Below are 8,938 nucleotides of genomic sequence, written 5' to 3' on the forward strand. Positions count from 1 at the left end.
GGCGCCCGCGACAGCCGCTAGAACCGCGCGAGCGACGTCGGCATGCACGTTTGGTCGTAGTCGGCTTGGCGCATGTAGATCTGCCCATCGTGGGGCTGCCACGCGCCGGGAAGCCACTGGTACGCCTCCGCGAGGCCCGCCATGTTGAGGTTCGAGATGCATTGCCGGTAGGTCGCCACGGCCCCGGCCATGGGATCCAGAAGCTCGTCCTTGACCGCGGACGGATACGGTGTTCCGAAGCTGTCGCTTCCGTGGGTGTGCCCGGCGGCCAGGCAATGCCCGAACTCGTGCAGGGCAAGGTTGCGCAATCGCATCGGGTGGACGTCTGCCACGCGGCTTCCCGCGCCCGTGTTCCAGACGGTGCAAAGCTCCATGGGGTTGGAGCCACGCGCTTGCACGAAGTACGGCGGATAGGTGGGCAAGCCCAGACCGAGATGGAACAGGAACGCGGTGCGGTCGTTCACCATGGCGCTCACAACGAGGATGCGCGCGTCCGCGACGTCCTGGAGCGTCGCATCCACGCCCAAGACCTTCGTCGTGTACGTGACGTGGGCAAGCTGCGGGTGCTCGTCTTCGAATTCACGAAGCGCCCAGTTCCAATAGTCGATCGCCTCGAGGACGGCCTGCGTGCCGACGTCGATCGTAAGGAGCGTCGGGTTGAGAAGCGTGCCGTCACGAGCGACGTACGCCGATGGAACGACCACGACTGTCATGCCGGTCGGATGCGCGTGGTGGTCGTTGATGAGGGATTGGTAGTGGGTTGCAGGCGTGGGGTGCGTGGTGGCCCCCGTCAGGGGCCCGGCCAGCGCCAGGACGACCGCGACGGCTAGAACGGCGGTTCTCATCTTGCTCTCCCGAGTCTTTCCACAGCCTCGTTCCTAAAAAGGGTTCTCGGGAGACTGTTGTCAAACCGGCTTGCCAAGTCGCAGCTGCGGGTAGGCCAGGCGTGCGAAAGCCATATGTAGAAGCTCCGCTCTATGCGGCTCCCGGTGTTCTCCATGGCGACTCCGACCGGTCAGCCCCAGGTTCTCATCCTCAAGGAAGGCACGGAGCGGACCCGCGGCCGCGACGCACAGAGCACGAACATCGACGCCGCCATCGCGGTGAGCGACGCCGTCCGGTCGTGCCTTGGCCCCCGCGGCATGGACAAGATGCTCGTCGACAGCCTCGGCGACGTGACCGTCACAAGCGACGGCGCGACCGTGCTCAAGGAGATCGACATCAAGCACCCCGCCGCGAAGATGGTGGCCGAGGTCGCAAAGACGCTCTCCGACGAGGTGGGAGACGGCACGACGACTGCCGTCGTCCTGGCCGGGGAACTTCTCAAGCAGGCCCGCGCGCTTGCGCCCGATGTCCACCCCACGATCATCGCCCAGGGCTACGCCGCCGCCCGCCGGCGCGCCGCCGAGGTCCTCTCGGACATGGCCGCGCCCATCACGGTCCGCGAGCGCAAGCGCCTGGAGGCCGTGGCCTCCACGGCCATCACGGGCAAGGCCGACGACGCCCTGCGCGTCCAGCTTGCCGACATCGTCGCAAGCGCCGTCACGGCCATCGCCGACGACACGGCCGCGGGCCTTGAGGTCGACCCCGAGAACGTCATGATCCTGAAGAAGAAGGGCGAGAGCGCCGCCTCGACCGAGCTCCTGCAGGGCATCGCGCTGGACAAGGAGCGCGTGCACGAAGGCATGCCCGTTCGCGTCGAGGACGCCCGCATCGCGCTTCTCAACGTCGCGCTCGAGTTCCGCAAGACGGAGATCGACGCGAAGATCAAGATCACCCACACGGGCGACCGCCAGGGTTTCCTCGAGCAGGAGGAGGCCTTCGTGCGCGACCTCGTCCAAAAGGTGCTCGACGCGGGCGCAAACGTCGTCGTCTGCCAGAAGGGCGTCGACGACCACGCGCAGAACCTGCTCGCGCGGGCGGGCGCGTACGCCGTGCGGCGCGTGAAGAAGAGCGACATGGAGAAGCTCGCGCGCGCCACCGGAGGCCGGCTCGTCCAGAATCTCGACGACCTCTCGCCAAACGATCTCGGCAAGGCGCGCCTCGTGGACGAGCGCAGGGTGGGCGGCGACCGCGTGACCTTCGTCACCGGCTGCAAGAACCCGCGCTCGGTCACGATCCTCGTGCGCGCGGCCACCGAGCAGAAGATCGACGAGATCGAGCGCGCGCTCGACGACGCGCTGCGCGCCACGGCCGCCGCGGCCGTCGACGGCAAGGTCCTTCCCGGCGGCGCCGCGCCCGAGGCCGAGGTCGCGCTTGCGCTTCGCAAGCACGCGACGACGCTTTCCGGACGCGACCAGTTGGCCGTGCTCGCGTTTGCGAAGGCCGTCGAGGCGGTCCCGCGCACGCTTGCGGAGAACGCCGGCGCCTCGGCCATCGACGCCCTCGTCGCCCTGCGAAACGCGCACGAGCGCGGCGAGAAGACCGCCGGGCTCTCGGCCGCCGACGCCAAGCCCATCGACATGGTGCGCGAGGGCGTCCTCGAGCCCCTCCGCGTGAAGCGGCAGGCGTTCCACAGCGCCACCGAAGCGGCGATCCTCATCCTTCGCATCGACGACGTGATCGCGGCCAAGGAGCTCAAGAGCGAGGGCAAAGAAGGCGCCGGCGCCCACTAGTGGGGCGAAGGGGGCGGCGGCGGGGGCTTCTCCTTGAGAAGCCCAAGCGCATACGCGAGATCCCCGTGCGGGGGGGCAAGCTCGGAGTGCGACGCGGCCTCGAAGTCGAGGAACCGAAGCTCACTCCACCACGGCGCAAGGGCCTTGCGAGGGACGATCTCAACCTCGAAGACAAAGCAAAGGTCCCACGGCTCGCGCGACCGGTCGGGCCTGCGGCTTCCGCCAAGCGACCACGCGCGCGCGGCGAGAAGGCGGAAGTTCTCCACGAGAAGCTGCCCGTTGAGGACGCGCTCGGCGGCGTGGTCGGGATGCTCGCCCTCGGCCACGTACGCGGCCGGCAAGCGCCACCGCACGCCCGAGGACTCCGGAAGCGGCGCACCGCTCCACTCGCGCCAGCGCGGATGCGCGACGTTGGGCCGCCCCGCCAGGACGCGACCCTCGGCGTCGCGCGCGATCGCGACGGCGCAAAGGCCAAGATCGTACTCGAGGGCCGTCCCGCGCGGGTAGCGCGCCAACCCGTTCATGGTTCACCGGTCTTGCCCGATCCGGCTGGCCGTGGGGCCCCGCTGCCCCTGGTACTTGCTCCCGCGCGCCTCCCCGTACGGGCGCTCGGCCGGGCTCGACATCTTGTAGATGGCGATCTGCGAGACGCGCATGCCCGGCGTAAGCGCCACGGGAACTCGCCCCAGGTTCGAAAGCTCGAGCGTGATGTGCCCCTTGAACCCGGGATCGATGAAGCCCGCCGTCGCGTGCACGACAAGCGCCAGGCGCCCGAGGCTCGAGCGCCCCTCCACGCGCGCGACGAGGTCGTCGGGAAGCTCCAACCACTCGTGCGTCGTCCCCAGGGCGAACTCGCCCGGGTGCATGATGAACTTCTCCCCGTCGGCGACCGAGAGACGCTCGGTGAACTGGTCGAGGTTCGACGTGTTCTTGGGGTCGATGTAGGGAACGTGCGCGTTCTTGAAGACAAGAAAGTCGTGCCCCAAGCGAAGGTCGATCGAGGCGGGTTGGATCTGCAATTCGGGATTGTCCAGCGGGTCCACCACGAGGTCCTTGGCCTTGAAGAGCCGCTCCTTGATGTCCCGGTCGGACAGGATCACGCGGGGGCATGGGGAGCATGATTTAAAGCCTTGCCGCGGGCTTGCGCCGCGATGACGCACGACGCGTCCGACGCGGCGGAACTCGCGCTCCTTCGCCAGAGCGTCCGCGAGCTTGCCGAGCGCGACCTCGCCGCGAGCGCGCACGCCGTCGGGCGCGGCGCGTGGCCGGCGCACGGCCTTGCCGCGTGCGGGGGCATGGGCCTTCTGGGCTTGGCCGCGCCGACGGACGAAGGCGGCTCGGGCCTCGGCGAGTCGGGACTCGCGGTCGGCATCGAGGAAATCGCGCGCGCCTGCGGCTCGACGGGCGCCGTCGTCCTTTCGCACAACCTCGCCGTCCACGCGCTTGCCGTTGCCGCTCCGGGCGAGCCGCTTGAAGACCTCGCGCGCGGGCGCGTGATCGCCACCCTTGCGATCGGCGACGCCGCGCCGGTCCGCGCGGAGGAAGGCGTCCGAGGCGTCGTGGCCGCCACTCGGTCCGACATCGTGCTCGCGCCCGCCGCCGACGGGCTTCGCAACTACGACGCCGCCACGCTCGAACGCGTCGCGACGCCCCTGCACGGGCTTTCGGGCGCGGCCGTGGGGACCGTCGAGCTGGCGGGCGCCCCGGGCACGAGCGCAGGCACGTTCCCGGCACGATGGGCCGCGATCGGATGGGCCGCCCTCTCGCTTGGCATCGCGCAGGCGGCCGTCGACGCCGCGCACGCGTTTGCCGCCGAGCGGCGGCAGTTTGGCCGCTCCATCGCGACGTTCGAGGCGGTCGCCTTCAAGCTCGCCGAGATGCGCGCGTCCGTCCGCGCGGCAAGGCTGCTCCTGCACGACGCCGCGGCGGAGCCCGATCCCGCCCGCGCGCACGAGGCGCGCTTCGTGTGCGCGCAGACGGCCGTCGACGTGGCGGCCACGGCGCTCAAGATCCACGGAGGCTCCGGCTTCCTCACCGACTTCCCGGTCGAACGGCACCTTCGCGACGCGCGCACGGCGGCGGTCCTCGGAGGCTCCGTCGACCACCACAAGCGCATGGCAAGCGCCGGCGCGCTGCGCTAGCGGGACAGCGCCGCGCGAACGGGCGCGGCGTCGGCGCCCTCGACGGCCAAGGGAAGCGCAAGCAGCTTCGCGTCGCCCGGTGGCGCGCGGCGAAGGTCGAGGCTTTCCAGGAACCGCACGCCCGACGCGAAGAACGCGCGGTGAGCGGCGAGGTTCCCGGCGTTGGCCGCGTCCCATCCGTCCACGCTTGGCACGTCGATCCCAACGAGGCGAACGCCCGCGTCGCAAAGCGCCTGCGCGCCTTCGCGGGTGAACGCTGCAAAGCCGTACGGAAACGCCCCCGAATTCTCCCATTGGCCCGTGCGGAACAGCACGCGCTCCCCGCCGCGCAGGCCAAGCCCTTCGACGACGGCGGCCTCGATGGGTGCGGAAGCGTCGACCACGCGCGCGGGACCGACGAACGCGTCGAGGACGAGCCACTCGGTCGCCGGCGCGCCGTCGGCAAGGTGCAAGGGCGTGTCCGCGTGCGTGCCGAGGTGAAGGCCCGTTTCGAGAAGCGCGAGGTTCGTGGATGCGCCATCGGCCACGCGGCGGCAGGGTTCGAGCCGAAGCGGCGGATCGCCCGGCCACGCGGCCACGCGCAAAGAGAGCGGGCGTGTGATGTCGACGAGCACGCGGGGGCACCGGGTCAAGCGAGGAAAGCCTTTGCGAGTTTACTGCGCAATTGCGCAGTAACGAACGACTCCGGGGGGCAAAGCCCCCCGGACCCCCCAGGTTATTTCCGGGGGGACTCCCCGGTCGTCCCCCCGGACCCCCCTACCTGACGCGCACGGCAGGATTTGAACCTGCGAGGGCCGAAGCCCAGTAGATCTCAAGTCTACCGCCGTTGACCGCTTGGCTACGTGCGCAACAAGCCTTTCTCGCGGCCGGCTCGCTCGCCTCGTGGCGTCGCTCGCCGGCCGCTGAAAGCCTTGACGCAAAGGCGCGCGCGGCGCCCTCGCGCGGCGCGCCGCGCGTCGGGCTGCGCGCGCCGCGGAAGGGAACGGAGAACCGGTTCTTCAATCAATCCTTGGGCGCCGCCGCAAGCCCGTCGGCGGGATCGGGGTCGCGCGGCCCGTGGGGACCCGGGTCGGCGGCGTTTGCAAGCTCGTCCACGTGGGTGCCCTCCCAGAGCGGCACGCCCGCGTGGTAGGCGGCGCGCGCGATGAGGTGCGCGGCGACGGGCACCGTGAGGTACAGAAAGCCGATCGCGGCAAGCGCGCGCGCCGTGACGCCCGCCTGCCCGAAGTGGAGCGCGACGGCGCCGAGCATGAGCCCGGCGGCGAGGCTCGAGGCCTTCGTCGAGGCCTGCATGCGCATGTACACGTCGGGCATGCGGAGGATTCCGATCGAGGCGATGAGCATCCACGCCGCGCCGGTGGCCAGAAGCGCGGCGACGACAAGATCGTTCACGTCTTGCCTCCCGCGCGGCGCGCAAGCGACTGCGCAAAGCCGATCGTGGCGAGGAAGGTGATGAGGGCAAGCACGATGCCCACGTCGAGGAGGACGGGCGTGTCGGAGGCGACCGAGTGGACGGCGAGGATGCCAAGCACGATGATCGTGGAGAGGTCGAAGGCGACGACGCGGTCGGGCAGCGACGGCCCCTGCAGCAGGCGGACGAACGTGAGCACGAGGGCGACGCCGAGGATGGCGAAGGTGACGTCGAGCACGATCGCGTACTCGCCAAGGGTGTGGCTCATCGCATCAGCTCCGCCACGGGGTCGCCGAAGTTGCGCTGCACGTGCCGGCGCAGTTCCTCGACGTCGCGCACGTACATCGCGTGGATGAAGAGGGTCTTCTTGTCGTCCGACACGTCGAGGCTCAGCGTGCCGGGCGTCATGGTAAGCAGGCTTGCCAGGAGCGTGATCTCGGCGTCGGAGCGATCGCCGAGGGGAATGGCGACGATGCAGGGGCGCGCGCGCATGCGCGGCGTGAGGATGTCGATGGCGATTTGGACGTTGGCCAGCAGGACCTCCTTGAGGTAGAGGACGGCAAAGGCGATGGCGTGCAGGACCTTGCGCGCGTAGTTCACGGGTCCGACGGTGACCTGGGCGAAGCTGATGATGAGGTATCCGATCAGGAGGCCCAGCAGGAGGTTCGGCAGGGAGAAATTTCCGGTGAGCAGGACCCAGGCCATGGTGAGGATGAGGTTCCACAGCAGCGGGTTCACGGGGGCACCCCCAGCACGGCGCGCACGTACGCGTCGGGTTCCAGGAGCTGCGTGGCCGCCTCGGTGGCAAGCGCAAACAGCGGGCCGGCGGCAAGACCCACCGAAAGGGTGAGCGTGGCAAGGCCCACGACGGGAACGTAGAGCGTCCAGGCGGCTCGCGCGTCGGGAGCGTCGTCCTTGGGCGGCCGCCAGAACACCTCGTTCCAGATCTTCATCATCGAGTAGAGGGTGAGGAAGCCGACGGTGAGCGCGACGGCCACGAGGAGCCACTGCTCGATCTCGAGGCCCGCGCGCACGAGCGAGAGCTTGGCCCAGAAGCCGGAGAGGGGCGGAACGCCCGCGAGCGAGAGCGCCGGGACGAGGAAGAGGAACGCGAGGAACGGGTGCGAGACGGCAAGCCCGCCCAAGCGGCCGAGGTCGCCCGTCCCCCGGATGCGCTCGACGATGCCGCCAACGAAGAAGAGGTTCGTCTTCACGAGGATGTGGTGGCCGATGTAGAAGATGGCGCCGGCCACGGCAAGGGGCGTGAAGAGGGCAAGGCCGAGCACCATGTAGCCGATCTGGCTTACGATGTGGAAGGAGAGGATGTGCCGGAAGTCCCGCTGGGCGGCCGCGCCAAGAACGCCCGTGACCATGGTGGCGCCGGCCACTCCCAAGAGGAACGCGTGCGTGGCGGCCACGTCGTGCACGAAGACCATGGAGAAGAGGCGAACGATCGCGTACACGCCGACCTTCGTGAGAAGGCCCGCAAAGAGCGCGGCCACGGCCGGATGCGCGGCTGGGTACGAGGCGGGAAGCCAGGAGAACAGCGGGAAGACGGCGGCCTTGATGCCAAACGCGACCGCGAACAGGAGCGCGATGGCCGTAAGCTCGGGCCCGGCGAGGGCGGGGGCCTTCACGACGAGGTCGGCGAAGTTGAGCGTCCCGGCGCGCGCGTAGAGCAGCCCCACGGCGGCGAGGAAAAGAGCGGAGGCGAGAAGATTGAGCGCGACGTACTGGATGGCCCCCGCGTAGCGCGCCCGGTCGCCGCCGAGGGCAAGCAGCACGAAGGACGCGATGAGGAGAACCTCGAACCACACGTAGAGGTTGAACAGGTCGCCCGTGAGGAAAGCGCCGCAGACGCCGGCCAGAAGAACGTGGACGAGCGGGTGGAAGCCCAGGCGCTCGTCGAGATCGGACATGCTGCCGGCCGCGTAAACGAGCGAAGCAAGCCCGATGATGGCGGCAAGGAGCGCCATGATGGCGCCAAAGAGGTCGGCCACGAGCACGATGCCGTAGGGGGCCGGCCAGTCGCCGACGCGAAGCGCAAGGATGCCCTGCGCCTGGACGTGCAGGAGGAGCAGGGTCGTCGACAGCAAAAGCAGGAACGCGCCCGCGAGGCTTGCGGCACGCGCCGCCCGCGGGTGCTCGCGAAGCGCCAGGCAGACGAGGGCCGTGGCAAGCGGCAGGAGGACGGGCGCGGCGACGAGGCTGCTCATCGCTCGATGCGCCCCCCGGGCTCGCCCAGCGTGTCGACGTCGTCGGTGCCCAGCGTCTCGTAGGTGCGGCCGACGAGGACAAGCGTGAAGGCCTGCACGCCGAAAGTGATGACGATGGCCGTGAGGATGAGCGCCTGCGGCAGCGGGTCGGCGGCGCCGGCGGCAAGCTCGTAGCTGCCCTCGGGCACGAGCGGCGGCCCGCCGCGCCGAAGCCCGGGCGCCGTGAAGATGAGGAGGTTTGCGCCCGAGGAGAGAAAGCCGATTCCGATGGCAAGGCGCAGCAGGCTGCGGCGCAGCATGAGGTACGTGCCGGCCGCGTAGAGGCCGCCGATGACGATCGCAAGGAGCGTCTCCATCGTCACTCCTCCCCCAGGGCGAGCACGATGGCGACGGTGACGCCGGTCACGACGAGGAACACGCCCACGTCGAACACGAGCGGCGTGCCCACGTCGATGGCGCCCGCGACGGGGTACGCGGCCGTCGTCCACTGGCCGGTGAACGGCGGGCGTCCGGCAAGCACGCCCAGAAGACCGCTTGCAAGCGCCACGCCAAGGC

The 8,938-nt window shown here is 69.8% G+C and carries 12 protein-coding genes and 1 tRNA gene; 2 read left to right on the forward strand and 11 right to left on the reverse strand.

The annotated features are described in order from the left end of the window. Positions 1–17: 17 nt before the first annotated feature. On the reverse strand, positions 18–845 hold the full coding sequence (locus VM681_06905; protein ID HVL87715.1) for a hypothetical protein: 828 nt from the start codon (positions 843–845) through the stop codon (positions 18–20). 153 nt (positions 846–998) lie between these two features. Here VM681_06905 and thsA point away from each other — a divergent pair, with 153 nt between their 5' ends. Then, entirely contained in the window at positions 999–2,615 is a 1,617-nt protein-coding gene (thsA, locus tag VM681_06910) for a thermosome subunit alpha (protein HVL87716.1), read from the forward strand. Here thsA and VM681_06915 read toward each other — a convergent pair. Further along, positions 2,612–3,139, reverse strand: a complete 528-nt coding sequence (locus tag VM681_06915) for a hypothetical protein (GenBank protein HVL87717.1) — start codon at positions 3,137–3,139, stop codon at positions 2,612–2,614. The genes thsA and VM681_06915 overlap by 4 nt on opposite strands. A gap of 3 nt (positions 3,140–3,142) precedes the next feature. Then, the gene (gene dcd / locus VM681_06920) at positions 3,143–3,715 is read right to left on the reverse strand and encodes a dCTP deaminase (protein ID HVL87718.1); all 573 of its coding nucleotides are present in this window, start codon (positions 3,713–3,715) and stop codon (positions 3,143–3,145) included. Between the two features lie 51 nt (positions 3,716–3,766). On the opposite strand from dcd, the gene VM681_06925 reads away from it, so the two are divergent. Continuing rightward, on the forward strand, positions 3,767–4,756 hold the full coding sequence (locus tag VM681_06925; GenBank protein HVL87719.1) for an acyl-CoA dehydrogenase family protein: 990 nt from the start codon (positions 3,767–3,769) through the stop codon (positions 4,754–4,756). On the opposite strand, the gene VM681_06930 is transcribed toward VM681_06925, so the two are convergent. The 8 genes from VM681_06930 to VM681_06965 all read right to left on the reverse strand — a co-directional run. Beyond that, on the reverse strand, positions 4,753–5,370 hold the full coding sequence (locus VM681_06930) for a cyclase family protein (protein HVL87720.1): 618 nt from the start codon (positions 5,368–5,370) through the stop codon (positions 4,753–4,755). The genes VM681_06925 and VM681_06930 overlap by 4 nt on opposite strands. A gap of 150 nt (positions 5,371–5,520) precedes the next feature. Continuing rightward, positions 5,521–5,604 (reverse strand) — tRNA-Ser (locus tag VM681_06935). Between the two features lie 154 nt (positions 5,605–5,758). After that, positions 5,759–6,148, reverse strand: a complete 390-nt coding sequence (gene mnhG / locus VM681_06940) for a monovalent cation/H(+) antiporter subunit G (protein HVL87721.1) — start codon at positions 6,146–6,148, stop codon at positions 5,759–5,761. Beyond that, entirely contained in the window at positions 6,145–6,435 is a 291-nt protein-coding gene (locus tag VM681_06945; protein HVL87722.1) for a monovalent cation/H+ antiporter complex subunit F, read from the reverse strand. Before VM681_06945 ends, mnhG begins: the two co-directional genes overlap by 4 nt. Beyond that, positions 6,432–6,905 (reverse strand): Na+/H+ antiporter subunit E, encoded by a 474-nt coding sequence (locus VM681_06950; protein HVL87723.1) that lies wholly within the window; start codon positions 6,903–6,905, stop codon positions 6,432–6,434. The genes VM681_06945 and VM681_06950 overlap by 4 nt, the downstream gene beginning before the upstream one ends. Continuing rightward, positions 6,902–8,383 (reverse strand): Na+/H+ antiporter subunit D, encoded by a 1,482-nt coding sequence (locus VM681_06955; protein HVL87724.1) that lies wholly within the window; start codon positions 8,381–8,383, stop codon positions 6,902–6,904. Before VM681_06955 ends, VM681_06950 begins: the two co-directional genes overlap by 4 nt. After that, the gene (locus VM681_06960; protein ID HVL87725.1) at positions 8,380–8,739 is read right to left on the reverse strand and encodes a Na+/H+ antiporter subunit C; all 360 of its coding nucleotides are present in this window, start codon (positions 8,737–8,739) and stop codon (positions 8,380–8,382) included. The genes VM681_06955 and VM681_06960 overlap by 4 nt, the downstream gene beginning before the upstream one ends. Positions 8,740–8,741: 2 nt before the next feature. Further along, positions 8,742–8,938, reverse strand: a 197-nt coding sequence (locus VM681_06965) for an MnhB domain-containing protein (protein ID HVL87726.1), incomplete at its 5' end; no start/stop codon positions are given.

The sequence above is a fragment of the Candidatus Thermoplasmatota archaeon genome (assembly GCA_035541015.1).
In the GTDB taxonomy this organism is placed as follows: domain Archaea; phylum Thermoplasmatota; class SW-10-69-26; order JACQPN01; family JAIVGT01; genus DATLFM01.

Excerpts from the sequence above, each read along its gene's own strand:
- thsA (HVL87716.1), top strand. The coding sequence starts at position 999 with ATGGCGACTCCGACCGGTCAGCCCCAGGTTCTCATCCTCAAGGAAGGC.
- VM681_06945 (HVL87722.1), bottom strand. The coding sequence starts at position 6,435 with ATGAGCCACACCCTTGGCGAGTACGCGATCGTGCTCGACGTCACCTTC.
- VM681_06925 (HVL87719.1), top strand. The coding sequence starts at position 3,767 with ATGACGCACGACGCGTCCGACGCGGCGGAACTCGCGCTCCTTCGCCAG.
- VM681_06905 (HVL87715.1), bottom strand. The coding sequence starts at position 845 with ATGAGAACCGCCGTTCTAGCCGTCGCGGTCGTCCTGGCGCTGGCCGGG.
- VM681_06960 (HVL87725.1), bottom strand. The coding sequence starts at position 8,739 with ATGGAGACGCTCCTTGCGATCGTCATCGGCGGCCTCTACGCGGCCGGC.
- VM681_06915 (HVL87717.1), bottom strand. The coding sequence starts at position 3,139 with ATGAACGGGTTGGCGCGCTACCCGCGCGGGACGGCCCTCGAGTACGAT.
- VM681_06955 (HVL87724.1), bottom strand. The coding sequence starts at position 8,383 with ATGAGCAGCCTCGTCGCCGCGCCCGTCCTCCTGCCGCTTGCCACGGCC.